The sequence below is a fragment of the Corallococcus aberystwythensis genome, assembly GCF_003612165.1.
Taxonomy (GTDB): domain Bacteria; phylum Myxococcota; class Myxococcia; order Myxococcales; family Myxococcaceae; genus Corallococcus; species Corallococcus aberystwythensis.
The window spans coordinates 21,600-44,720 of sequence record NZ_RAWK01000041.1 but is presented as its reverse complement, the minus strand read 5'-3'; the positions used below and the strand labels follow the sequence as shown (position 1 = coordinate 44,720).

At 70.5% G+C, this 23,121-nt stretch carries 20 protein-coding genes; 11 read left to right on the top strand and 9 right to left on the bottom strand.

The annotated features are described in order from the left end of the window. The 3 genes from D7W81_RS09105 to tssK all read right to left on the bottom strand — a co-directional run. The coding region (locus D7W81_RS09105; RefSeq protein WP_120554943.1) for a DotU family type IV/VI secretion system protein at positions 1 to 503 on the bottom strand (503 nt) is incomplete at its 3' end. 10 nt (positions 504 to 513) lie between these two features. Further along, positions 514 to 1,092 (bottom strand): hypothetical protein, encoded by a 579-nt coding sequence (locus D7W81_RS09100; RefSeq protein WP_120554942.1) that lies wholly within the window; start codon positions 1,090 to 1,092, stop codon positions 514 to 516. A 27-nt stretch (positions 1,093 to 1,119) separates the two neighbouring features. Then, positions 1,120 to 2,373: a type VI secretion system baseplate subunit TssK gene (tssK, locus tag D7W81_RS09095; RefSeq protein ID WP_120554941.1), complete on the bottom strand. Its 1,254-nt coding sequence runs from the start codon at positions 2,371 to 2,373 to the stop codon at positions 1,120 to 1,122. Between the two features lie 307 nt (positions 2,374 to 2,680). Between tssK and tssB the strand changes: the two genes are divergently transcribed. The 3 genes from tssB to D7W81_RS09080 are packed head-to-tail and all read left to right on the top strand — an operon-like array spanning position 2,681 to position 5,489. Next, positions 2,681 to 3,241, top strand: a complete 561-nt coding sequence (tssB, locus tag D7W81_RS09090; protein WP_120554940.1) for a type VI secretion system contractile sheath small subunit — start codon at positions 2,681 to 2,683, stop codon at positions 3,239 to 3,241. A gap of 50 nt (positions 3,242 to 3,291) precedes the next feature. Then, positions 3,292 to 4,809 carry a type VI secretion system contractile sheath large subunit gene (gene tssC, locus D7W81_RS09085; RefSeq protein ID WP_120554939.1) on the top strand — a complete coding sequence of 506 codons (1,518 nt, stop codon included), beginning with the start codon at positions 3,292 to 3,294 and terminating at the stop codon, positions 4,807 to 4,809. 32 nt (positions 4,810 to 4,841) lie between these two features. Beyond that, entirely contained in the window at positions 4,842 to 5,489 is a 648-nt protein-coding gene (locus D7W81_RS09080) for a hypothetical protein (RefSeq protein ID WP_120554938.1), read from the top strand. Positions 5,490 to 5,545: 56 nt separating this feature from the next. Here the strand turns inward: D7W81_RS09080 and D7W81_RS09075 are convergent, their stop codons facing one another. Continuing rightward, positions 5,546 to 6,145 carry a hypothetical protein gene (locus D7W81_RS09075; protein WP_120554937.1) on the bottom strand — a complete coding sequence of 200 codons (600 nt, stop codon included), beginning with the start codon at positions 6,143 to 6,145 and terminating at the stop codon, positions 5,546 to 5,548. A 54-nt stretch (positions 6,146 to 6,199) separates the two neighbouring features. On the opposite strand from D7W81_RS09075, the gene D7W81_RS09070 reads away from it, so the two are divergent. The 5 genes from D7W81_RS09070 to D7W81_RS09055 are packed head-to-tail and all read left to right on the top strand — an operon-like array spanning position 6,200 to position 11,844. After that, positions 6,200 to 7,186: a type VI secretion system protein IglI family protein gene (locus D7W81_RS09070; RefSeq protein ID WP_120554936.1), complete on the top strand. Its 987-nt coding sequence runs from the start codon at positions 6,200 to 6,202 to the stop codon at positions 7,184 to 7,186. Between the two features lie 13 nt (positions 7,187 to 7,199). Further along, entirely contained in the window at positions 7,200 to 8,144 is a 945-nt protein-coding gene (locus D7W81_RS42280) for a type VI secretion system baseplate subunit TssG (protein WP_158621502.1), read from the top strand. Between the two features lie 14 nt (positions 8,145 to 8,158). Then, a complete protein-coding gene (locus D7W81_RS42275; protein WP_158621500.1) occupies positions 8,159 to 8,545 on the top strand; it encodes a GPW/gp25 family protein in 387 nt (128 codons plus the stop codon). Next, a complete protein-coding gene (locus D7W81_RS09060; RefSeq protein ID WP_120554935.1) occupies positions 8,542 to 10,173 on the top strand; it encodes a hypothetical protein in 1,632 nt (543 codons plus the stop codon). Before D7W81_RS42275 ends, D7W81_RS09060 begins: the two co-directional genes overlap by 4 nt. A gap of 3 nt (positions 10,174 to 10,176) precedes the next feature. Further along, positions 10,177 to 11,844 carry a type VI secretion system baseplate subunit TssF gene (locus D7W81_RS09055; protein ID WP_120554934.1) on the top strand — a complete coding sequence of 556 codons (1,668 nt, stop codon included), beginning with the start codon at positions 10,177 to 10,179 and terminating at the stop codon, positions 11,842 to 11,844. A gap of 1 nt (position 11,845) precedes the next feature. Here the strand turns inward: D7W81_RS09055 and D7W81_RS09050 are convergent, their stop codons facing one another. From D7W81_RS09050 to D7W81_RS09030, 5 genes are all read right to left on the bottom strand, one after another. Next, complete coding sequence (locus D7W81_RS09050; protein WP_120554933.1) at positions 11,846 to 12,232, bottom strand: DUF4280 domain-containing protein; 387 nt, start codon at positions 12,230 to 12,232, stop codon at positions 11,846 to 11,848. Then, positions 12,232 to 13,914, bottom strand: a complete 1,683-nt coding sequence (locus D7W81_RS09045) for an AMP-binding protein (RefSeq protein ID WP_120554932.1) — start codon at positions 13,912 to 13,914, stop codon at positions 12,232 to 12,234. The genes D7W81_RS09050 and D7W81_RS09045 overlap by 1 nt, the downstream gene beginning before the upstream one ends. Further along, positions 13,911 to 14,945: a hypothetical protein gene (locus D7W81_RS44050; RefSeq protein WP_147445397.1), complete on the bottom strand. Its 1,035-nt coding sequence runs from the start codon at positions 14,943 to 14,945 to the stop codon at positions 13,911 to 13,913. Before D7W81_RS44050 ends, D7W81_RS09045 begins: the two co-directional genes overlap by 4 nt. 163 nt (positions 14,946 to 15,108) lie before the next feature. Next, positions 15,109 to 17,427, bottom strand: a complete 2,319-nt coding sequence (locus D7W81_RS09035) for a PAS domain-containing sensor histidine kinase (protein ID WP_158621498.1) — start codon at positions 17,425 to 17,427, stop codon at positions 15,109 to 15,111. A gap of 190 nt (positions 17,428 to 17,617) precedes the next feature. Continuing rightward, positions 17,618 to 17,995 carry a DUF1622 domain-containing protein gene (locus D7W81_RS09030; protein ID WP_120554929.1) on the bottom strand — a complete coding sequence of 126 codons (378 nt, stop codon included), beginning with the start codon at positions 17,993 to 17,995 and terminating at the stop codon, positions 17,618 to 17,620. Between the two features lie 273 nt (positions 17,996 to 18,268). Between D7W81_RS09030 and D7W81_RS09025 the strand changes: the two genes are divergently transcribed. Genes D7W81_RS09025 through D7W81_RS09015 form a run of 3 tightly spaced genes read left to right on the top strand, consistent with a single transcriptional unit; the run spans position 18,269 to position 23,119 of the window. Then, positions 18,269 to 20,227: a hypothetical protein gene (locus D7W81_RS09025; RefSeq protein WP_120554928.1), complete on the top strand. Its 1,959-nt coding sequence runs from the start codon at positions 18,269 to 18,271 to the stop codon at positions 20,225 to 20,227. A gap of 16 nt (positions 20,228 to 20,243) precedes the next feature. Further along, the gene (locus D7W81_RS09020) at positions 20,244 to 22,565 is read left to right on the top strand and encodes a phage tail sheath subtilisin-like domain-containing protein (protein WP_158621496.1); all 2,322 of its coding nucleotides are present in this window, start codon (positions 20,244 to 20,246) and stop codon (positions 22,563 to 22,565) included. Further along, positions 22,565 to 23,119, top strand: a complete 555-nt coding sequence (locus tag D7W81_RS09015; protein ID WP_120554926.1) for a phage tail protein — start codon at positions 22,565 to 22,567, stop codon at positions 23,117 to 23,119. The genes D7W81_RS09020 and D7W81_RS09015 overlap by 1 nt, the downstream gene beginning before the upstream one ends. Positions 23,120 to 23,121: the final 2 nt, after the last annotated feature.

Here is a 23,121-nt window from a genome sequence, read left to right as displayed (position 1 = left end):
GGCGTGACGATGCGCGCGGACAGCCGCTCCTGGTACTCGCGCAGCTTCGCCGTATGGCCCAGGTAGCGGCCTCCGAAGCCCGCCGTGATGCAGAAGTGGAGCATCTCGAAGAGCAGCGGGGGGGAACCCGGCTGATCCAACCGTTGATCCGCCAGCGTGTAGAAGGCCTCGCCGCCGCCGTCCTCGCCGAAGAGGCGGTACTGCAAGAGCGGCCACAGCGGCTGCTCCGCGTCCGCGAGCCGCAGGAGGACGCGCTCGTCCACCAGGTACGTGAAGGGCTTGAGCGCGTCCTGCACCTCTTCCTCGCGGGCGTGGGCGCCCAGGCCCGCACGCAGCCGCTCAATCACCTCCAGGAGCTCGTCGTGGAGCCTGCGCAGGCCGTCGCGGCCCAGGATGCCCGACGCCGCGGCCGAGCCGGGCGCGGATTGCGGCAGCCACCCGTCCAGGACGGACTGGGCCTGCCGGTACTGCGTGAAGACGACCTGCCAGTGCTCGAGCTTCATCGCGCCCCCCTCAGCCCACGTTCACCATGCCGCCCTTGAGTTCCGCCACGCCGTCCGCCTTGAGCGCCAGCTTCGCCTTCGCGGTCACCTTCACCTGCGCCCCCTCCAGCGCGACGTCCTTCTGGCCCTCCGCCTTGATGGACGGCGCCTTCAACGCCACCGCTCCGCTCTTGGCCTCCACCTGGATGTCGTCGCCCTCCACGCTGAACTTCTTCGCCGCCTTCAGCGTCACGGCCTTGTCCGAGGAGATGGTCGCGTCCTTCGCCGCCTTCTGCGTCAGTTCGTCCTTCGTGGTGACCGTGAAGGCCTTGGCGCTCTCCAGCGAGAACGTGTCGTCGCTCTTCCACGACGACGCCTTCGTGGACGTCACCTCGATGGTCTCCGCCTTCAGCACGAAGGACTTGCAGGTCACCGTGACGCTGTCCTGCTTCTGCACGATGGTGCTGGTGGCGCTGTCCCCCTTCACCTCCAGGGTGATGGCCTCGCCGTCCATCTTCACCGTCTGGAGGATCTTCCCGTCCTTGTCCTCCGTGGTGAGGATGAGGCCCTTCTCTTTGTCCATCTCGATGATGCAGATGAGCTTGGGCATGCGCGCCGTTCCCCCGTCGGTCCGACGTCAGGCCCTGCGCCAGTAGAGGAGCACCTGCGCTCCTTCGAGCGCGGGCGTGGCGAAGAACGTGAGCCCGTCCTCGCGCGTCGCGGACTGCCATTCCTCGCTCTGGGGCGTCAGCTGATACCAGTCGATGTCCGCGTCGAAGGCGTGGGGGAACGACGGGTACGCCACGTGCCGGTACGGCACGCCCTTCAGGGCCTGGCGCCGCACCGCCGGTAGCCGCAGGGGGCTGGCCAGCTTCACGCCCTCCATGGAGCGGGGCCGGTCGCGCTCCTGCCGGCGCACCAGCAGGTAGAAGTCGTCCGGCGGCGGCGTCTCCTTGGGCAGCGGGGTGAGCCGGAAGTGGCCGTCCTGGAAGTCGAAGGCCCGGTAGGACAGGGGACTGGCCTGCGGACGGAACCCGCGCGTGAGCAACTCCATCCACCGCGCGAGCCCCGGGCCCGGCGCTTCGTGCTCGTACGCGGGCAGCTCGTCGTCCGGCTCGGACTCCAGGTAGCAGCACGTCTCGAAGTACAACCGCCGCAGCGCCTGCACCAGCGGGTAGGGCGGCGGCTGCAGGCCCTGGCGCATGTCCTCGCGCAGCACCTGGAGGCTTCGCACCTCGCACAGCGCCCGCCGCGCGCTGGCCAGCCGGTCGCCCCGCACCAGGCCTTCGCGCAGCGACGTTCGCAGCTGTCCGCGCGCCTGCTGGAGCAGGCTGTCCAGCTGCTCGAACAGGGGCTCCAGGAACGGGTGGGGCCCCACGCTGAGCAGCGGCGGCAGGTGCGTGGCCGACAGCCGCCAGGGCCCCTCCGCGTTCCGGGTGAAGACAGCCAGCGACAGGCTGCTCACCGTGTCGTCCACCACCGGCTCCAATGACAGGCACAGCCGCCGTCCCGCGCGCACCACCGAGGGGGCTTCCCCGCCCGCGGGCGCGACGTCCTCGCGGGGCTCCAGCTCACCCAGCAGGTGCAGGTACACCGTCACCCGCGTGCGGCCCGTCTCCTCGAGCGACAGCGGCGTCACCTCCGCGTTGCCCGGCACCTCCACCAGGTGCCCCCCCGGCAGCACCGCGGTCAATTCCTCCAGCGCCACCGAGCCCTTGGCGAGCAGCACGTCGTTGAAACGCAGCGCGCTCACGCCCACCACCGGCAGGCCCGCGAACCCCGCGTAGCGCCGGGCCTCCGTGGAGAGGGATTCCTCCTGGGCCCGGAAGTGTTCGGGCAGCAGGGTCTGCCCTTCCTGCCACAGGACTCGCGCGAGGGTGTCTGGGTTCATGGCAGGAGCGGGAGAGGCTTTCGTGTCACGGGGACCGCCCGGGGCAAAGGCTTGCTTGGGCTGGGTGACAATGTTTGGAAAACGCTACTGGCCTGAAGCCAGCGGCGTCAAGGCAGCCCCGATGACCCACCCTGTCTGGTTTCTCGCCCTGGAGGGCATGGAAACACCACGGGTTGGGTCGCTTCTGGCTCCCCGGGTGACCGCAAGCCCATCGTGTCAGGTCATGCGATGGGGGTGTATTGCTTTTGTGTATTCGTATGGTTTATCAATTCCTTCACAAACGGCGGTTCCGTTCTTGGGGGTACTCATGGCCATTACCGACGAAATTCCCAAATCACGCATCACACTGACCTACCGCACGCAGGTGAATGGCACCCGGGCGGACAAGGCGCTTCCGTTCCGGTTGCTGGTGATGGGGGACTTCTCCAAGGGCACCTCCATTGACCGCCAGAAGGACCTGGATCTGCGGGAGATCCGCAACCTGGATGGCAAGAACCTGAACCAGGTCATCCAGAACATGGGCATGACGCTGAACTTCAGCGTGCCCAACCGCGTGGACAAGAAGGATCCGGTGGATGGCTCGGCGCCGGCGCCGCTGCAGGTGAGCCTCAAGCTGGACTCGATGAGGTCCTTCAGCCCGGTGGACGTGGCCCGGCAGGTGCCGAAGATCAACGCGCTGCTCACGCTGCGCAAGCTGCTGCTGGAGCTGCAGGGCAACCTGGACAACCGAAAGGAGTTCCGCCAGCTGGTGCGCCAGCTGGCGCAGAACCCGGAGGCCGTCCAGAAGCTGAAGACGGAGCTGGCTGCCTTCAAGTCGATGAGCCTGCCGAAGCTGGCCGCGACGAACCCGCAGCCGCCCACGACGTGATGCCGGGCGCAAGCCCTTCCCCACGAACTTCCTGAACGAGACCGCCTTCCATGCCCACCACTCCTGCGTCTTCCAGCACCGCGACGACCGCCGTGGCCGACGTGCCGCTGGACCTTCCGCTGTTCCTCAACAGCGTGCGCCTGGGCTCCGTGCCCGCCGCGCGCGACGCCTCCGCCCAGACCGACCTGCTGGTCATCCCCGACGACGCCACCCCCGAGGAGCGCTTCGTCTCCAGCCTGGCGGCCATGGTCCACAACATAGACACGGACGAGGGCCGCTTCGACAAGCAGACGGTGCAGGAGCTGGTCGGCACCATTGACGCGCTGGTGTCGGACCAGCTCAATGCCGTGCTGCACGCGCCGGAGTTCCAGGAGGTGGAGGCGCAGTGGACCGCGCTCAACGACCTGGTGCGCAACACCAACTTCAAGGCCAACATCGAGCTGAGCCTGCTGGACGTCTCCAAGGAGGAGGCCTACAGCGACCTGGAGACGAACGCGGCGGATGTCGCCGGTTCAGAGTTCTTCAAGAAGCTGTACGTTGCTGAATACGACCAATACGGCGGCGCCCCCTACGGCGCGCTGGTGGGCCTGTTCGAGTTCGCCAACACGCCGCAGGACATGCTGTGGCTCAAGACGATGGGGAAGATCGCCGCGGCCAGCCACGCGCCGTTCGTGGCGTCCGTGTCCCCGCGCTTCTTCGGCTGTGACACCATGAAGGAGGTGTCCCAGCTGCGTGACGTGTCCAGCCTGCTGGACTCGCCCAAGTACTCCGCCTGGAACGCGCTGCGGGAGACGGACGAGGCCGCCTACGTGGGCCTCACGCTGCCGCGCTACATCGTCCGGCCGCCCTACAACCCGGAGACCTACCCGGCCCCCGGCATGAACTTCACGGAAGGGGTGAAGGGGGACAAGGAGGAGGAGTACCTCTGGGGCAACGCGTCCATCCTGTTCGCCCGCAACCTGGTGCGCTCGTTCGCGACCTCCGGCTGGTGCCAGCACATCCGCGGCCCCAGGGGCGGCGGCCTGGTGGCGGGCCTGCCCGTGCACCTGACGCACCTGCGCGGCGAGGAGGAGATGAAGCTGCCCGTGGAGATGTCCATCCCGGACTTCCGCGAGCTGGAGCTGGCCAACGCCGGCTTCATCCCGCTCATCCACAAGAAGGGCAGCGCGGAGGCCGTCTTCTTCAGCGTCCAGTCCCTCAAGAAGGCCCATGTGTTCGAGGACCCGAAGGACTCGGAGAACTCGCAGCTGGTGACGAACATGGCCTACACGTACTCCATCAGCCGCATCGCGCACTACGTGAAGGCCATCATGCGCGAGAACATCGGCAGCACCGCCAACGCGGCGTCCATGCAGCAGCAGTTGGACCGGTGGATCTCCCGGTACGTCACCACGCTGGTGAACCCGGATGACCTGACGCTGCGCTACTACCCCTTCAAGGCCTACAGCCTGTCCGTGGCGGAAGTGCCCGGCAAGGTGGGCTGGTACCACTGCAACCTCTCCGTCCTCCCGCACATCCAGTTCGAAGGCATGAACGTGGACCTCCGCGTGGATGCGCGGCTCGGCTGACAAACCCCGCAGCAAAATGGAGGACCGAAACCATGGGTGATGGACCGCTTGGCATTTCGTGTGACTGGCAGCAGACCATCCAGCAGCGCCCCCAGAAGAACATCCCGGTGGGCTACCTGCTGGACATCAAGGGGATGGGCAAGGACGACAGCGCCTTCCCCAAGAGCAGCAGCCTCTTCTACACACCGTTCGACGGCGAGAGCGACTACGACGGTGTGAAGTTGGAGGAGGTGGGCAAGAAGAAGGCCGTGCGCGCGGTGGGCCTCATCACGCAGCTCCAGTGGGAGGGCGGCAAGCTCGACCCCATGGACTTCACGGTGCTCATCTCGCCGGAGAACAAGGGCGACTTCACGGGCATCACCAACACGGAGATCCGTCAGCTCAAGTTCTGGATCTGCGAGTGGGACAGCGCCGCGGGCAAGTGGTTCGAGAAGTGCTATCCGCTCGGTGACGAGGCCAGTGGCCCCGCCAACGAGATGTCCGCCCGGCTGAACCAGAAGGGCAGCGAGGTGATGCTGCACGTGGGTGAGCCGGAGAACGTGGGCGTCACGGACGTCAAGTTCTGCCAGATGACCTTCCAGCTCATCCCGGACAAAGAGCACCTGTGCAACATCCAATACGCACACAACTCCCTGGACAAGGACGTGTACGCCTGGGGCTACGTCGAAGGGAAGAAGTAAGAGGTTGAAGCGGACGGGGAGGGCGGGATGCGCCTTCCCCGTCTCCGCTTTGGGGGCTACGTGTCAGAGCCCCACTTGGTGACGCGGCGCTCCAGGGAGTTGGTGGCGAACTCCAGGGTGGTGCTCTTCTTGGGCGCGGGCACCACCCGGAACTGGAAGCGGTGGAAGCGGATGTCCAGGTCCTCGCCCAGCGTGGCGGGCTGGTTGTCCAGGAAGACCTTGGGGCGGCCTTTTTCCGTGTCCATCAGCGCCTCGGCGGAAGCGGGGCTCTTCAGCTTGGCGGCTTCGAACCAGGTGTCACCCGCTTCATCGAAGTCAATGATGGCCCACGCCAGCTTCAACCGCAGGTTGTCCAGGGGCTTGGCGAAGTGGTTGAGCACGTTCGCGGCCGTGACGCGGCCCACGTACACGGTGAAGTCCAGGGGGCCGGAAGCGCCATTCATGGCCAGCCGTTCAATGAGACCAATGCATTGCGCCTTGGGACCGAAGTCACCCACCGTGGGGGAGAACAGGGTGAGGTCCTTCGCCAGGTTGAGCCCCCCACAGCCATTCCATTCCAGCAGATACCCCAGCGCGCCCCGGAAGCCGGGCCGGAATTGAAACCCGGTCTGCCAATTGCATTCGATTTCAAGCACGTCGGGTTTCGCGATGGCCATGGGTGTCTGTCCTTGTGAATGAAAGACATGTAACATGAAGTGGAAAGACAGACCATGAGAGACCTGAGCCTGTGCCTGCGCCCCGTGGAGGGCGGATCGCTGGAGCGCCTGGAGTCGCACGATCAGCGCTTCCTCACCGTGGCGGACCTGGTGCAGCGGGAGGCCTACGCGGAAGCGGCGGACGCCATCGAGGCCCTGGACGCGGAAGGGGGCTACGAGGTCCGGCTGTCGGCCTACTACCTCTTCGCGGCGCTGCGCGAGGACGGGCTTGTGCGCCTGCCAGAGGTGCTGGAGGTGCTGGTCGCGCTCGCGCGCGGGGCAGCGGAGGAGGCCGCGCAGGGAGAGGGGAAGGACAAGTCCAAGCCCGCGGTGCTGCTCAACAAGGCGCTGACCTGGCTGTTCCAGACGCTGCTGAGCACGCTGAAGTATCACCACGGCAAGAGGGACGCGGGCTGGGAGGCGTGGACGAAGGGCTTCACGGACGGCAAGCGCAAGGACGCCCTGCGCGGCATCCAGGCCCTGCAGGGCGTGCTGGAAGGCGCCGCGTTCCGCAACGGGGCCCAGGGCCTGGCGGGGCTGGGACAGTGGTTGCGGGAGACGACGCAGGAGCGCGCGGCCGCTCCCGCGCCGGCCCCGGAGCCCGCGAAGCCGGCCGCCCCCGCGAAGGGACGCGGCGCGAAGGCCTCCGCGGCGCCGGCGGCCCCGCCGCCCTCGCCGTTCCCCCGCACGACGGGGCCGCTGCAGCTGCGGGGATCCGTGCACCTGCTGGAGCTGTGCGACAAGCTCAAGGCCTTCGAGGTGCTGGTGGAGCGCGGCGACTTCCAGAAGGCCGCGATGGTGAGCGACGACGTGCTCCGGACGCTGGAGGAGTTCGACCCGCGCCGCTACCTGCCGGAGCTGTTCTCGTCGTTCGGCGCGCTGCTCAACCGCCACGTGGGGGACATCCAGGAGCACTGGGAGCGCAAGGACACGATGGAGTGGCGCACGCTGTCGCAGTTCTACCAGGTGGACCTGGGCGCCTTCGTGGGGCCGGGCGAGTGAGGCGGCTCCGGTCATGAACGGCGCCTCGCCGCTGCTGTCCCCGCTGGAGCGGCGCATCCTCGCCCGCGCGAAGGACTTCGACCTGGGGCCACTGCTGCGGCTGCTGGAGACGCAGGGCTATGGCCGGGACCGGGTGCTCTTCGAAAGCAACCCGGAGCCGGTGGCGTCCGCGTCGCTGGTGGAGGCGGTGACGTTCCACCTCTCCCCGGTGCGCCGGGTGGTGGTGACGCTCAACCTGGGCCTCCTGGCCACGCCGGGCCTGTTGCCCAGCTACTTCCTCCAGGTGGCCGAACAGCTGCCGGAGCCGGAGCTGTTCCTCGACTTCATCCGCTTCTTCGACCACCGGCTGCTGTCGGCGCTGGTGGACGCGCTGCACCCCGAACGGGACGCGAGCCTCGTGGGGGACTGGGAACGCACGAAGGGCTTCTACCTGCGCATGGTGGGCGTGGATTCGCAGGCCACGCTCCAGTGGCTGTTCCAGCAGGTGTTCCCGGAGCTGCGCGTGACGTGTGTCCGCCGCGCCTTCCGCACGCGCTTCGCCGGCATGCGGCCCACCTTCGGTCCCACGCCGCTGGATGGCACGGGCATCCTGGGCAACACCTACGCGACGGACATCGGGGGCTTCCAGGTGGAGGTGTTCGCGGACGAGGAGGCGGACATGCGCGGACGGGACTGGCCCGCGCGCGTGCGCCACCGCTTCCACCGGCACGTGCTGCCGCTGCTCGTCCCCGCGCGGATGCAGCTGGAGGTGGTGCTGACGGTGCTCGCGCACGGGCGGACCGTGCGCCTGGGGCCCCGGGGACAGCTGGGGTACGAGCGGCTGCCGGGCGCGGAGGGCAAGCCGCTGCGGCAGCTCATCTTCCTGGGCGACACGTCCGTGCCGGTGGCCGCGCCTCCGCGCGCCGAAGGCGACCGGCAGAGCATGAGCATGGGCACGCCGAAAGCAGCCGGACGCTAGGAGGAGAGGGGACCGTGGGCTTTCTGCACCGGAAGTTCCTGGGGGTGGTGGAGACGCCTCGTGAGGCCGTGCTCCGCAACCTGGGCCACCTGCTCCAGGCCAAGCGGGGCGCGGCCTCCGTGCTGCCCGCCTTCGGGTTGACGGAGACCGGGTTCCGCTCGGACGCGGAGCGTCTGGCGGGCCTGGGCCTGGAGATCCGCGAGACGCTGTCGCGGTACGAGCCGCGCGTGGAGGTGGTGGCCATCGACGAGGCGCCCGCGACGGACGGAGGCGCGCCCGGCCTGGTGGTGCGCCTGCTCATGCGTGACTCCCATGAGCCCATGGACCTGCTCCTGGACCCGGGCTCGCGCCGTCTGCGCGAGCGGCCTCCGGATGAAACCGCAGGGGAGGACGACCCATGAAGTTCACCGAACAGCTGCGGCTGACGCTGGAGCTCAAGGTCGGGGAAGAGGCCTTCCCGCTTCCCGCGGGCAGCATCAAGCACCTGAAGGTGGAGGCGCGCTCCTACGGCTTCGAGGCGCGGGTGGAGTGGTGGGTGCAATGCAAGGAGAGCGGGGACGAGGACACGCTCTTCACCCCCTTCACCGGCACGCAGCCCATCAAGGCGACGCTGACCATCGACCGCCGCTACGGCGCGCAGGCGGAGGGGCGCGAGGGCGCGGAGGCCCTGCCGCTAAAGCTCATCGGGCGGGTGGAGGAGCGCCACGTCCGCGAGCGCTCGCTGGAGAACGTGGCGGAGGCGCCGGTGATGCAGCGGCGCTACCGCATCCGCATGGTGGACCCCGCCGCGATGCTGTGGCGCCGCCACTTCCCCAGCGGCGTGTGGGTGGATGAGACGCTGCAAGCGGTCATCCAGGCGAACACGCCCCAGGGCCTGGACGTGGCCTACGAATGGGAGGCCGCGGGGACGGCGCACGGCCTCCACGCGCTGGGGCTGGGCGCGGATGACGACTCCGGCGCCAGCTTCCTGGACTTCCTGCACTGGGTGCAGGCGCGCATGCACGCGGGCATGTTCCTGGACTACGCGACGGGGAGGTACACGCTCGCGGCCGCGAAGCCCGAAGGCGGCGAGCCGCTGGTGCTCTCCCGCGACGAGGTGATGCAGGTGGACCTGCGCTACCCGGAGCCGCGGCGGGACGCGCTGTCGGTGCTCAACAGCTACGTGGACGCCGGCACGAAGCGCAAGGCGGTGGAGAACGCGGACGCCATCCCAGGCGTCATCACCGAGTGCCTGGTCACCTCCACGCTGGAGGGCACGCTCACGGACCGGGTGACGGTGGAGACGCAGCGCCAGCAGCTGGAGGGCCCGGAGGTGCGGCTGTCCTTCGCGGCCTACCCCCGCGTGTCACTGGTGCTCAACGGGCTCTACACGCTGGGGGGATTCAGCACGCAGGCCGCGACGCACGAGAAGCAGTACCGGCTGCACACGCTGGAGCTGGAGGCCAGTGCCGTGGAGGACGACGCCGCGCACGACCCGGACAGCGACGCCAACGACTACGAGCTGAAGTTGAAGGCCACGCTGGAGGAGGCGGCGGACCCCACCTTCCGGCGCCCGCGCTTCCGGCCGCCGCGCTGGCCCTTCCTCGCGGAGGGGCGGGTGGTCAGCGAGGAGGGCGGGGAGCCGGACCGCACGTATCAGATCCGCCAGGATGACGAGACGTCCGTGGAGTCGTACCGGGTGAAGCTGCACCTGTGGGACAAGGAGGTGCGCGTCCCGTACGAGCCGCACCAGCAGCCCGGGCACTTCTACTTCCCCATGGACAAGGGGACGCGGGTGCTGGTGTCGCTGGGCTACCAGCACGCGCGCATGGACCGCTTCCTGGAGTGGCGCCCCGGCGCGCGGCTCCCCAAGGAGTCGCAGGGCAACCACCTGCTGCTGGGCAAGACGGACAAGAGCGAGACGTCCATCCAGCACCTGTACCAGGACTCGAAGCCCATGCTGCGCATCCAGCGCACCCTGGAGAAGGACACGCAGCTCATCGAAGTCACCGAGGGCCGGATGTTCCTGCGCGTCCAGGAGGGGGAGTAGGCCATGCGGATGGATGAAGCGCTCTACGCGTCGTTCCTGGAGGAGCTCCAGGCGCTGGAGAAGTTCCGCCTGGGCTACACGGCCCTGCACCCTTCCGCGCCGCTGGACGGCGAGGACGCGGACGTGCGGCGGCTCACGGAGGCCATGGCCCTGTTCACCGCGCGCACGCGCCGGGCGGGGCAGCGGGCGTTGGAGCGCAGCACGCTGCGGCTGTTCCAGCAGCACTTTGCCTACCTGCTCAACCCCATCCCCGCCATGGCCATGCTGCGCGCGGAGCCGGACGCGCGCTTCGTGGACGCCGCGGAGCTGCCCCGGGGCACGCCCTTCCTCCTCAACCCCGGCTCGGGCGGCGGCCCCACCGGGCCGCTCTCCCTGCGCACGCTGGCCCCGGTGCGGCTGTTGCCCGTGCGGCTCACCCAGGCGCGGCTGGAGCGCCAGGGCGAGGACGGCGCGCTCTTGCGGCTCGTCTTCGAGGGCGGCTTCCCGCGCAATGACTCGCCGGGCGAGGTGCGGCTGCACATCAACCACCTCAACGACTTCCGGGCGTCCCTGGCGGTGTTCTTCCAGCTCAAGAGCTCCGTGCGCTCCGCCACCGTGTCCTTTGACGAGGGGGCGATGGAGCACGAGGTGAAGCCCTTCGACGCGCACTCGGGGCCGGTGCGCTTCGGAGCGCCCCGGCCGGTGCCCGCGGAAGGCGAGCTGTCCGAGCACCCGCTGCAGCGGCTGCGGCAGCTGCTGCACTTCCCGCAGCAGGAGCTGTTCCTGGAGGCCCGCATCCCGCCGGCCCCCCGCAACTGGCAGGGCTTCACCCTGAGCTTGCGGCTGGCGGGCCGCTGGCCGTCGGAGCTGGTGGTGGGGCCGGACTCGTTCGTGGCGCACGCGGTGCCGGTGGTGAACCTGCAGCGCGCCATGGCGGCGCCCGTGGAGCACGACGGCACGAAGGAGCGGCACGCGGTGCAGCACCCGGATTCGTCCATGGGCTTCCGGCTGAACACGGCCCTGGGCGTGTACCAGCTGGGCCCGAAGGGCATGACCCCCCTGCGCCCCGGCGCCATCTCCGGCGGCGCGGAGACGTACGAACTGGAGCACGAAGGCCAGGGGCTGGGGCGCACGTCGTGGCTGGCGCTGGACATGCCGGACGCGTTCCTGCACCCGGTGCGGCTGGGCGTGGACGGCCTGTGGCACCAGCCGATGCCGCCGCGCTTCGAGGCCCGGGGCTACCGGCCCGTGCTGGCGGACCGCTTCCTGGAGGGCGTGCCCTGGAGCCTGGTGGGCTCGGTGGCGCCCGGCGGGGACAACCCGGTGGAGCACGGGCAGCAGGCGCTGTTGCAGCTGCTGGCGCTGCGCACGCAGCGGTTCCTGGGGCGAGAGGACCTGCTGTTCCTGCTGGAGGTCCTGGGCGTGCGGGCGCAGCGGCACTTCCGGGAGCTCCTGCCGTCCCTCACGGAGGTGGCCGTGAAGTCCAAGCCCTTTGCCCGGAGCGCCGCGGGCTTCAAGTACGTGTACCAGCTGGGCTTCGGGCCCATGGACGCGTCGCTGCTGCCGCTGGTGGACCTGTTGTGCGGCCGGCTGGTGGAGCTGTTCGCCATCTGGAGCGCGGAGGACGTGGTGGAGCTGGAGGTGCGCCTGCCCCAGCGCGAGGCGCCCCTGCGCTACGTGCCCCTGCCGTGAGTCACTTCACCTGCATCGTCGTCTGGCCGGGCACGTTGATCTTCACGATGCCGCCATAGGCGCAGTTGCACATCGACTTGTCGCTGAGCGCCGGCTTGCCTTTGATCAGCACCGTGGGCGAGCCCGGCGCCCAGGGCGCGACGAGCACGGGCATGCACGGCATGGGGGTGAGGGCCCCCATCGCGGCGGCGGTGGCGGCGGCCACGGTGGGGTTGGCCAGGGACTGGCACATGCCGAAGGGCGGCACGTTCATGCCCGGGATGTTGTCCATGATGGTGGCCGCCGGCGCGGTGGCGTTCACCATGTTGGCGGGCAGCACCGACAGCGTCGAGGGCGCCATCCCGAAGCTGCACTGGAGCATGGCTCCGGACACGACCTGGATTCCCATCAGCGTGACTCCACCCGGGCGCGCAGCGCGGTGAGCGCCTGGAACAGGGGGTCCCCTGACTTCAGCTTCAGGGAGCCCGTGAGGTACTGCGCACGGCACCACTCCTCGTCCACCGGTCCGTCCTGCTGGCCGTCCAGGCGCCGCGCGTGGAGCGCGAAGCGTTCAATGCGGTCCGGCAGCGCGTCCGCGCCCAGGGCCTGTTCGATGCGGCGGCGCACGTCCGCGTCGGTGACCTCCACGCCGGGGGGCAGGTCGCCGGTGAAGACGAGCAGCACGCCGCGGTACGCGCCCGCCATGCCGCTCACCGGCACGGCCAGCCCCACCGCGTCCAGCCGGGGGCCGGGGGGCTCGCGCAGCGCGCTGGCGGCCTCCGCGAAGAGGAACACCCGGCCCTCGCGCCGGGGCTCGCGCGCGCCGAAGTGGTGGTACTGGCCGCGCACCCGCGTCAGGACGACGTGCGCGGGCGGCCGTCCAGCGTCGGGCAGCGGGGTGAAGAGCCCCGTGTCTCCCGCCGCGTCCTGCCCGCTGTCGGTGAAGTCACGCAGCGCCCAGGCCCGTCCGGGCGCGGGGGTGAGGTCCGTGTGGACGTCCATGCCCGTGCGCCGGTGCGAGCACAGCACCGCGCCGCCCCACGCCGGGTCCACGCACACGTTGCCGCCGGGCACGCCTGAAAGCCCACAGGCCCTGAGCGCGTCGCGCCAGGCGTGGAAGTCGAAAGGCGCCTGGGGGTCCCTGAACCACAGCCCCACGTTCTTGAGCGGAAGGCGGGCGCGCGCCACCAGGTCGCGCACGGCGGGGGTGAGGCCCAGGGCGCGCACCGGGTGTTCGGTGAGCAGCGCGGGGGACACCTCCAGGTCCGCGGGCTCCACGTGCAGGTACGTCGCGCCGCGCAGGAGCGTGGTGAAGTACAGCGCGGGCAGGTGCTGGAGCGGGTGGAAGCCCGGCGCCGCCAGGTGGTCCCCCGGGGACAGGCCGAAGGTGAGCAGGCCGTCCACCAGCGCGCTCCGCCACGCGTCCCCGGCGGTGAGCGGCACGGGCACGTCGCTGGGGTCCGCCAGCGGTGAGAAGAGCAGGCCCACCGGCTCCGAGGGCTTGTAGGTGTACGACGCGAGCGCGGGCGGCACCTGCGTCTGCAACGGCAGGAGCAGCGACGCGTGCTTGCCCAGCAGCGGCGCCTGGTGCGGCTCGGCGGCGATGTGCTGGGGCGCCAGCGCATCCAGCCTGCGGGCCACGAAGGCGCGGGCCCCGGGGGGCAGGAGGCTCACGCACGCGCCCAGGCCCAGTGCCGCGCACAACGACACCATCAGCTCCGGACCGGGGGGGAGGAGCAGGCACAGCTTCGCGCCCGGCTTCACCCCCAGCCCCGCCCAGGCGGTGGCCCTCCGCGTGGCCTGGTCCTGGAGCTGGCGGTAGGTCAGCGTGCGCCAGCCCTGCGTGCGCGAGTACGTGCGCAGCGCGATGCGGTCCGTGGTGGCGTGGCGGGCCACCAGGTCGTGGAAGAAGTCATGGTGCTGGCCGGTGCGGCTCTTGAAGGGCGTGCTCCGGCCGGTGTGAAGGGGGACGAGCGCGGTGGCGAAGCCGTCCGGATCCTCCCAGCTTCGCGCGAGCCACGCCGGCACGGTGTCCGGAGGCGGCTGGGTGCCGTCGAACGCGGCGAGCACGGTGCGCGGCTCGAAGGTCATGGGGCTGGCGCGGGTTCAGGGGGGAGCAGCTCGCGGGTGGGCACCGGCTCCACGCGCGAATCCGGGACGTACTCCGGCCGCGTCTGGAGCTCCTCCAGCCGCAGCTGGGGCACGGGCTCCGGGAGCACCTCCATCCGGGGAGGAGGCTCCTGCCGGAACGTCACGCCCAGGAGCACACGCGCGATGGGCGTGCCCGGCGTGCGTCCCAGGCCGGGCCCCGCGAGCGCGTGGAGCTCCAGGCCCTCCGACAGCGGGATGCGTCCGCCGCCGAGCACCTCCACCGCGGGCTGGTCCATGTCCGCCGCGAAGGCGGCCTTCACCGCCAGCTCCCCTCGCAGCCCCTGTCCGGCCGTCGTCACCCCGGCGCCCAGGCGCAGCTCCAGGGCCTGGCCGCTGGCGCCCGGCGCGGAGAGCGGGTTGCGCGAGCGCAGGAGCACGCCAGCCTCCAGCGTGGGCTTGAGGAACCCCACCTGTGTGCCCATGGCGGCCAGGGCTCGCACGCGCAGGCCCGCATCCCTGCCCAGCACCGCCGCGCTGCCAATGGGAAGGCCCAGGCCCAGGTCCATGGAGAGGTCCACGGGGTGTTCGTCGCGACGGGACAAGAGCCCCAGGCGCGCCTGCACCTCCGGGGTGCCCAGGCCCTGCGAGGCCAGCGGCGTCAGGCCCAGGGGGCCGGGGTCATCCCCCTGCTGCCACAGCACCACGGGAATCTGCGCACCCACCTCCAGCCACGGCAGCACCCCGTAGCTTCCCGCCAGGACGGAGGACGCGCGGTTGCGCACGGCCTCCAGGCGGCGCTCGCCATTGAGGAGCACGAGCGGCAGCTGCTGGTACTGGCCCACGAGCCCCACGCTCATGCCGCCGGGCACCAGCAGCTCGCCGTTGCGCATCACGGCGGTTCCCCGGCCGGGGTTGATCTCCAGATGTTCCAGTTCGAAGCCGGGCAGGGCGGACTGGGCCCAGGCGGGCAGGGCGCTCAGCAGGACCGCGGCGGCGGCGCCGTGCACTGACAGGAATTTGGGCATGGGCATGATGGCGCTGTGGCCCCTGACGGGACGCGCTCCCCCGGCGGGCATCATACCCAGACAGCGATGCGAAACATAGCCGGGCCCGGTGTCATCCGTGAACAGGGAATGGGTCGGCACGGCCCTGATGCATGGGGTTGCCAACCTGCTCGGTCCTGGCGTGGAAGACTTACACCAACGGCAGCTCCACGATGAACGTCGCACCCTGCCCGGGCTGGCTCTCCGCGCGCAGGGTGCCGTGGTGGGCTTCGACAATCTGTCGGGTGATGAAGAGGCCCAATCCCAGACCTCCGTAATGCCGGGTGGACACCGCGCGGGTGAACTTCTCGAAGATGGCCTGGAGGCTGCCCGGCGAGATGCCGATGCCTTCGTCCCTCACGCTCAACCTCGCCCGGTCCCGGAGCCGCTCCACCCGGAGCGTCACCGGGCGCCCCGGGCCGTACTTGAGCGCGTTGGACAAAAGGCTGCTCACCACCTGGTCCAACCGGTGGCGGTCCCAGCGGCCCACCGCTCCCGGGGCCGCATCGACGATGAGCTGGCAGCCCGCCTTCGACGCCTGCGCCTCGAAGCGCTCCACCGAGTCGCGCACCACGTCCGCCAGGTCCACGTCCTCCAGCCGCAACGGCGCGGAGGGGCCCGTCAGCTGCGTGACCTCCAGGAGGTCGTTGATGAGCGTGGTCATCTTCCGGACCTGCCCGGAGACGGTCTCCGCCGTCCTCACCACGCGCTCCCGCAGCGCCTCCAGCGTCTGGGCTGTCTGCGCGTCCTTCATCAGGGACTGGAGCTTGAGCTGCAACGGCGTCAGCGGCGTCTTCAATTCGTGTGACGCCACCGTCAGGAATTCATCCCGCAGGGACACCGCGTGCTGCAATTGCGCCTGCGTCTTGCGCAGCTCGGTGACGTCCTGGAGCGCCAGGAGGACCTCCTCCGGATGGCCGTGCTGGGCGGGCAGGGGGGCCGCCTCCACCAGCAGGGAGTAATGCCCGGTGGGCGTGTGCCAGATGACCGGCTCCCCGTGCACGGGCGCGCCCTTCGCCGCCCGGACGCCGGGAATCTCCTCCATGGACAGCTCCCGGCCCGCCTCGTCCGTGAAGCGGTGCGCGCCCGTGTAGTTCTCCGCCCGCAGGCCCCCGGGGAATTCACCCCCCGCCATCTGCCGGGAAGCCTGGTTCGCGAAGACGATGCGGCCGGTCCGGGGCTCCACCAGGATGATGGCCACCGGCGTCCGGTCCAGCACCGCCTCCAACCACTGCTGCTGGTTCCTCAGCGACGCGGCCCACTCCTCCAGCTTCTTCCGGGCCTCCACCCGTTCCGTCACGTCGATGGCGAAGGACAACACGGAGTCCACCTGGCCGCTCAGGTCGCGCAAAGGCTGGCAGACGAGGTCGAACCGGCGCGTGGAGTCCACCCCGGTGCCCTGGAAGTCAGCGGTGATCGCGATCTCCTTCTCCGTCACCGGCTCGCCGTGGGTGAAGGCCTCCTCCAGCAGCTTGGCGTAGTGCGTGCCCCTGGGGTCGTCCACGTCCTTGAGGGAGAGGCCCATCAGCTCCGCTCCCTGTGCCAGCTGTGTGTAGCGCGGGTTCACCAGCGTGAAGACCTGGCGTTCGCCGGAGAGGATGGCGATGGACGCCGGGGCGCTCGTCAGCACGGCCCGCAGCTTGGAGCGCTCGTTCTCCGCCCGGGCCTCCGCCTGCTTGCGCTCGGTGATGTCCTCCGCCGTGGCCACCCATTCGCGGATGGTGCCCTTGTCGCCGAACACGGGGACGGCCCGGCCCACCACGTCCCGGTAGCCCCCGTCGTGGAAGCGCAGGCGGAACTCACCTTGATAGGAGGTCTTCGTGCGCAGGGCGTCCACCCAGCCGCGCACCACGCGCTTGCGGTCATCCGGGTGGATGGCGGCAAGCCAGCCCAGCCCCAGGTGCTCCTCGTGTGTCTGGCCGGTGAACTCCAGCCAGCGCGGCGCGGGCTCCACCACCTCGCCGCGGGCGTTGGTGGTCCACACCGGCTGCGCCATGGCCTCCACCAGCGAGCGGTAGCGCTGCTCGCTGGCGCGGAGCGCGTCGTGGGCCCTGCGCTGCTCGGTGACCTCCGCGATGATGACGCCAATGCCCAGCAGCACGCCCGGGCCCGTGCGCACCGGGTAGTAGCTGACGAGGAAGTGGCGCTCCACGCCCGCCTCCTTGGAGGTGGCGCCCACGACCTCCACCGTCTGCGACCCGCCACCCTCCAGGATGCGCTGGTATTGGGGGCGGAGCGTGGGCCACATCTCCGGGACGATCTCCTGCACCTTGCGCCCCAGGTGGGCGGCGCGCGGAATGCCATTCATGGCGGCGAGCGCGTCGTTGACCTGGACGAAGCGCTGCTCCATGTCCACCACGGCGAGCCCCACGGGCGTGCTGGCCACCAGCGTCTCGAGGAGCAGCCGGGAGTGCGCGTCGGTGAAGGCCTCGGAGGCCGCTGGATCGAAGCTAGCGCTGGGACTCTCCACGCGCGCCTCCCATGACCGACCCTTCCCGGCGAGCTTGGAGGCAGGGCCCCGTGACGCCGCCTCCCACCATGGAAGTGGCCTGACCTGGACGGTGTGCATCCCATGCCCATGAGGGCAATCCGCGCCCGCCTGGAAGCGCAGCCGCTGATTGGCTGTGCCCTCAATGACAGACAGCCGGAGGGACGGGCCCTCACTTCCCGCGCGGGCTCCCGGGGCGGTCCTCTTCGCGTGGGCGTGGCTGCCAGGGCCAGCGTCCGTCGATCTCCACCTCCAGCGTGAAGCTGAGGAAGGTCCGGATGAGCACGATGAGGCCCAGGATGACCACCTGCCGCAGCGTGGGGGCCCCCGCGACCGTGCGGATGATGTCCGCCGCGACGAGCAGCTCCAGCCCCAACAGGATGGCCCGTCCCAGGTAGTGGCGCAGCATCCGGTACGCGTTCACCCGCAGCGGGCCCCGCGCGTCCCGGACGGCGAACACCACGGAGACCAGCGCGCCCACCACCATCGCGGCCACGCCCGAGGCTTCGAACAACTGGGCTGCCAGGTCCACGATGTCCTCGAAGCGCATTCGCCCATCCCCCTTCCGGGAAGATGGCTTGCGACACAGCGGACAACCACTCCGTCGCCCCCTCCCCGTGGGAGGAGAGGGCCGTCAGAATTGACACACATTTCGTAAAAGCCAGACATGCGTGCAGTGTTGACGTGCGTCGAGGTCCTGGTTCATTGTCGCCGCCCTCCGTGAATCACATGCGGAGAACAGGCGGTTCTGCGGGGTGCCGGGGGGTGCCGTGACGCAGCAGCTTGAAACCAGACACGGGACTGCCCTGGAGGGTCGTTTCGCGTGATACGCGAGATCCTCAGTGGACTGCTGTGGCAGGGCCGGATGGCCTTGCGCAGCGGCGACGTGCGCGTCTTCGCCGCGCATGGCTACGTGGACGAGGGCTACCGGCCCTCCCGCGTGCCGTTCCTCTCCGTCGTCGGTCCGCTGGGCCTCTTCCCTGAACCCGAGCGCGAGAACGGCCGCACCGGCGTCGCCACCGTCCGCGTTCCGGGCCACGTCATCGGCAGGCCTCGCGCTCCCACGGACAGCGTGCCCCCCAATGGCTCGCTCAAGCTGCGCCTGGATGGCCGCGCCACCGTCACCCTCACGGGCCTTCCCGGTGGCTCATTCGCTTCCACCGCCACGGGCCCCGCGCTCGCCGCCGCCATCCATACGAAGCTGGCGGATGCGCTCACCGGCGGCCTGTTCCAGGAGCCCACGGGCGCTCCCCTCACGGACCCCCTCCTGCTGGAGGCGCTCGCCGCCGTCGCCGCGCGCTGGGACGCGGAGGGCGGCCGGCTCGCGCTCAGCTCCGACCCGGGCATCGCCTCGATGGCGTTCCGCTCCAGCGTGGAGGTGCTGCCCGTCACCGGGAGCATCGCGGGCCCCCTGGGCCTGGAGCCTCCGGAGCGGGCGCAGGAGGGCAGGGCGTTCCTCAGCAAGATCCGCGCGCCCAAGGCCATGGCCATCGACGTGCAGGTGGACCTGTGGGCGGGCTCGCAGGTGGACCTGGCGTCCATCATGGACACGGTCGCGCTCTCCATCCCCACGCGTGGGCAGATGGTCCTGCGCCCGTCGCTCCTGGCGGAGGATGTCCTCGACGGCGCCACGTCGCTCCGCCTCCTGACGCGCGGTGAGCCCACCACGCTCCTGTCCCTGGCGCACCTGGAGGCCAGCGACCAGAACCTGGAGCGCGCACGCGGGGGCCGCGTGGACCTGACGCCCGGCGCGTCCTTCCTTCCTGCCTCCGAGGGACTGCGTCTGTCCGGCACCGGCACGGCCTCCGTCCTCGTCTACCCCACGCCCGCCGTGCCGGATGCCTTCCACGCCGGCAATCCGGCCCCGGAGGGGCTGGCGCTGTCGGTGGGGCTGAAGGTCACGCCCGGAGCGGTGGCCGCGCAGACACTGCCGGTGGCCGTGCTGATGTCGCAGGCCCAGCCCGTGCTGCGGCTGGTGGTCCGCTACGAACAGGTGGGCACCCGGCTCATGGGCGAGGTGGTGGCCACCGCGACGCTGGCCCAGGGAGCTGGCACCCAGGTCGCGGAGACGCGCTGGCGCCTGGCGGCGGAACAGTTGGAGGCCGGGGTGGCGCTGCACGCGCGGCTGGAGGCGGGGGAGGGCGTGGTGTGGCTGTCCGTGGACGGAACGCCGCAGCCGCTCCTGGACCTGGAAGCCACGCCCGCGCCGCCCGTCGCCGCGCCGGGGGCCACCGTCGCCGCCAGCGACATGGTGCTCACGCTGGGGGCCCAGACGGGCACGCCGCTGGACTTCACCGTGGACCACCTGCACCTGGTGGCGGAGCCCGTGGGGCCCCTGGACCCGGCGCTGCGCCGCTCCATCACCGCGGCGCCTCGGCTCAAGCCCGGTGACGTGGTGGTGCTGGGCGCGAGCGAGGACGGCTACCGCGTGGGCAAGCGGCGCTTCCAGGCGCTGGTGCTGGGCGTGGACGGCGACGCGGTGACGCTCAGCAAGCCCGTGGAGGGGGACTGGGCGCGGGGCCGCACGCTCGTGTTCCAGGAGGAGTGCTTCTTCTTCCAGACCCAGCTGCGCCGCCGCGACGACCTCTTGAACCACCTGTACCGCTGCTGCGTGGACTACCGCGTCTCCGCGCTCATGGACGAGCCGAACGCGCGCACCACCGCACGCCTTGTCGAGAAGCCCCTGGTGGACCTCACAGCGCGCGGGGCTTCGCGCGGCGCCAGCGGCCACCCGGGAACTTCCGTCGTCGAAGTCGATACCGCCAGGCGCGGGACCATCTGAAACCAGGAGGATGAACGTGGCTGAGCGACTGCATCCGGGTGTCTATGTCGAAGAGATCAGTGCCGGTGCGCGCCCCATCGAAGGGGTAGGCACGTCCACGGCGGCGTTCGTCGGCCGCACGGCGCGCGGCATCCCGGCCCTGGCGCAGTTCGTCACCGGCTTCGCCGAGTACGAGCGCGCCTTCGGCGGCCACGAGCCCGGGGAGGCAGGGCTCGTCGCGCAGGCGGTGGAGGCCTTCTTCGATTCCGGCGGACGGCGCGCCTACGTCGTGCGCGTGCTGCCCTCCGATGCGTTGGCCGGTGAGTCCGTGCCCCTGGCCTCGCGCGCGGGTGGCGGCCTCAATGCCCTCACGCTCCTGGCACGGGGCGCGGGCGAGTGGTCCGACTACCTGCGCGTCCACGTGAGCGACTCCATCAACTTCCCCAGCGAGGCCTTCCGCGTGGAGGTCACCTGGACGGAGGCCGGCTCCACGCGCCGCCTGGAGACGTTCGAGGACGTGCGCATGGACCCGTCCAGCGAGGACTACGTCGGCGACCGCATCAACGACATCTCCCGCTACCTCCGCGTGCGCGACGAGTTCCAGGTGAAGCTGGCCACGCAGCCGCCCGGATCGGTGCTGGTTCCCGGCGTGCCGCCGAAGCTCAAGGCCGCAGTGCTGTCCGGCACGAAGTACAGCCTCTACGACGGCGCGAAGCTCCAGCTCTCCACCTGGGACGAAGCCCAGCCGGACCTGCCCCGCACGACGCTGGACGTCCTCGTCACCCAGGCCCTGGTGCTCACCGCCGTGCCGGCCGCCACGTTCGCCAACGGCCGCACGCAGCTGGACGCCACCCAGCTCAAGGCCTTCCTCACCCAGGCCGTCACCGCCGCGGGCCTCACCAACACCTTCGTCATCGGCGGCACGGACTCACCGGAGATCTCGCTCAAGGTGGCCACCGGGCCCACGCTCACCATCCCCAAGCCCACCGGCGCGACGTACGACCTGGATCCGGAGGACGCGAAGGTCACTGTCGGGCCACCAGGGGCCACCACGGTGGTGCCCATCCCCATCCTCGCGGCGAATCCCGGTGCGGTGACTCCCGCGGAGCTGAACCAGTCATTGGCCACGGCGCTCGCGGGCAAGGTCGCGTCGGTGGTGACGGACCCGGCGGGCAACACCGTCGTCACGGGCCTGGCCACGGCGGCGGGCACGTCCACGCTGTCGCTCTCCGCCACCGGCTTCACCGGCACCGCCGCCGCGGGTACGCCGGGCCTGGGCGCGGAGACCTTCGACGGGCTCCAGCTGGCCCTCAGCGAAACGCTCCAGCCCACCGTGCCCACCATGCTCCGGCAGCTGGGCTTCGCGCCGCGTGCGCGGGGCTATTCGGATGACTCGCCCGCGAACCCCGCCGTGCGTCCGGCGGTGGTGACGAACGTGCGGCTCTTGGGCGGCGACGACGGCCGCGGCCTGCTGGACACGTCCGACTTCGCGGGCGACGCGACGCTGCGCACCGGCCTGCACGCGCTGGACACGGAGGAGGTCAACATCGTGGCGCTGCCGGGCAAGAACGAGGTCTCGTTCATCGCCGCTGGCATCGCGTACTGCGACAACCGGGGGGACTGCTTCTTCCTCGCGGACGGCCCCGGCGGCGTGGACAAGGACTTCGTCGTCGTGCCGGATGACGCCAAGCAGTTCGTGGAGGCGCTGCCTTCGCGCTCGAAGAACTCGGCCATGTTCTACCCGTGGATCCGCGTGGCGGACTCCGTGGGCGTGGGCCGCAACCCCACGCGGCTGGTGCCACCGTCCGGCCACGTGGCGGGACTCTTCGCGCGCACGGACACCACGCGTGGCGTGTGGAAGGCGCCCGCCGGCATCGAGGCGTCCCTCTCCGACGCGCTGGGGCTCCAGTACCCGGTCATCGACAAGGAGCAGGACCTGCTCAACCCGGTGAGCCTCAACTGCCTGCGCCAGTTCCCCGGCGTGGGGCTGGTGTCGTGGGGCTCGCGCACGCTGTCTCCGGATCCGGAGTGGCGCTACATCCCGGTGCGCCGCACGGCGCTCTTCCTCAAGGAGTCGCTGCGGCGCGGCCTGATGTGGTCCGTGTTCGAGCCCAATGATGAGGAGCTGTGGGGCCGCATCCGCGTCTCCATCGAGTCCTTCATGCTGGGGCTGTTCCGCCAGGGGGCCTTCCAGGGCGCCACGCCCGAGGAGGCCTTCAGCGTCGTCTGCGACCGGAGCACCAACCCGCAGGAGAACGTGGACGCGGGCATCGTCACCGCGCAGGTGTCCTTCGCGCCGCTGAAGCCCGCGGAGTTCGTGGTCATCGAAATCAGCCAGAAGAGCCTGCTGGCGGCCTGATGCCCACGCCCGTCCCCGCCAACGCCCGCAACCCGCTGCGGACCTTCCAGTTCCGGCTCCGGATGAGCACGTCCGCGGCCGGCGATTACGTGGCCGGCGTGCGCTCCGTGTCCGGCCTGTCCGTCAACGTGGGCGCGTATGAAACCTGGGAGGGCGGCAACAACCTGCACCGCTACGCCCAGCCCCACAAGGTGAACTGGGAACCGCTGGTGCTGGAGCAGGGGCTGGCGCTGGACGACACGCTGGAGCGCTGGGCGCGCGCGGTGCTGGAGTTCGCGCGCACGGGCAAGGCGCCCGGCGAGCCGGTGAAGCGCGACCTCTTCATCGACCTGTGGGACGCCTATGCGCACCCCACGACCGTGCCCGCGCCCGGCGGCATGGAGGCGCGCATCCGCAGCTTCCACGTGCACAACGCGTGGGTGAGCAAGTTCCACGCCCTGCCCAAGCTGGACTCGATGGCGGGGGAGGTGGCGCTCCTGTCGCTGGAGCTCACCCACGAGGGCTGGGAGCCGGTGCCCCGGCCCGTCCTGTCCATGCCCCCGGCCACCCCCTGACG

What these genes read in the sequence shown, in the direction of transcription:
- D7W81_RS09100 (WP_120554942.1), bottom strand. Translation starts at nt 1,092, where the DNA reads ATGCCCAAGCTCATCTGCATCATCGAGATGGACAAAGAGAAGGGCCTC.
- tssK (WP_120554941.1), bottom strand. Translation starts at nt 2,373, where the DNA reads ATGAACCCAGACACCCTCGCGCGAGTCCTGTGGCAGGAAGGGCAGACC.
- tssB (WP_120554940.1), top strand. Translation starts at nt 2,681, where the DNA reads ATGGCCATTACCGACGAAATTCCCAAATCACGCATCACACTGACCTAC.
- tssC (WP_120554939.1), top strand. Translation starts at nt 3,292, where the DNA reads ATGCCCACCACTCCTGCGTCTTCCAGCACCGCGACGACCGCCGTGGCC.
- D7W81_RS09080 (WP_120554938.1), top strand. Translation starts at nt 4,842, where the DNA reads ATGGGTGATGGACCGCTTGGCATTTCGTGTGACTGGCAGCAGACCATC.
- D7W81_RS09075 (WP_120554937.1), bottom strand. Translation starts at nt 6,145, where the DNA reads ATGGCCATCGCGAAACCCGACGTGCTTGAAATCGAATGCAATTGGCAG.
- D7W81_RS09070 (WP_120554936.1), top strand. Translation starts at nt 6,200, where the DNA reads ATGAGAGACCTGAGCCTGTGCCTGCGCCCCGTGGAGGGCGGATCGCTG.
- D7W81_RS42280 (WP_158621502.1), top strand. Translation starts at nt 7,200, where the DNA reads ATGAACGGCGCCTCGCCGCTGCTGTCCCCGCTGGAGCGGCGCATCCTC.
- D7W81_RS09060 (WP_120554935.1), top strand. Translation starts at nt 8,542, where the DNA reads ATGAAGTTCACCGAACAGCTGCGGCTGACGCTGGAGCTCAAGGTCGGG.
- D7W81_RS09055 (WP_120554934.1), top strand. Translation starts at nt 10,177, where the DNA reads ATGCGGATGGATGAAGCGCTCTACGCGTCGTTCCTGGAGGAGCTCCAG.
- D7W81_RS09050 (WP_120554933.1), bottom strand. Translation starts at nt 12,232, where the DNA reads ATGGGAATCCAGGTCGTGTCCGGAGCCATGCTCCAGTGCAGCTTCGGG.
- D7W81_RS09045 (WP_120554932.1), bottom strand. Translation starts at nt 13,914, where the DNA reads ATGACCTTCGAGCCGCGCACCGTGCTCGCCGCGTTCGACGGCACCCAG.
- D7W81_RS44050 (WP_147445397.1), bottom strand. Translation starts at nt 14,945, where the DNA reads ATGCCCATGCCCAAATTCCTGTCAGTGCACGGCGCCGCCGCCGCGGTC.
- D7W81_RS09030 (WP_120554929.1), bottom strand. Translation starts at nt 17,995, where the DNA reads ATGCGCTTCGAGGACATCGTGGACCTGGCAGCCCAGTTGTTCGAAGCC.
- D7W81_RS09015 (WP_120554926.1), top strand. Translation starts at nt 22,565, where the DNA reads ATGCCCACGCCCGTCCCCGCCAACGCCCGCAACCCGCTGCGGACCTTC.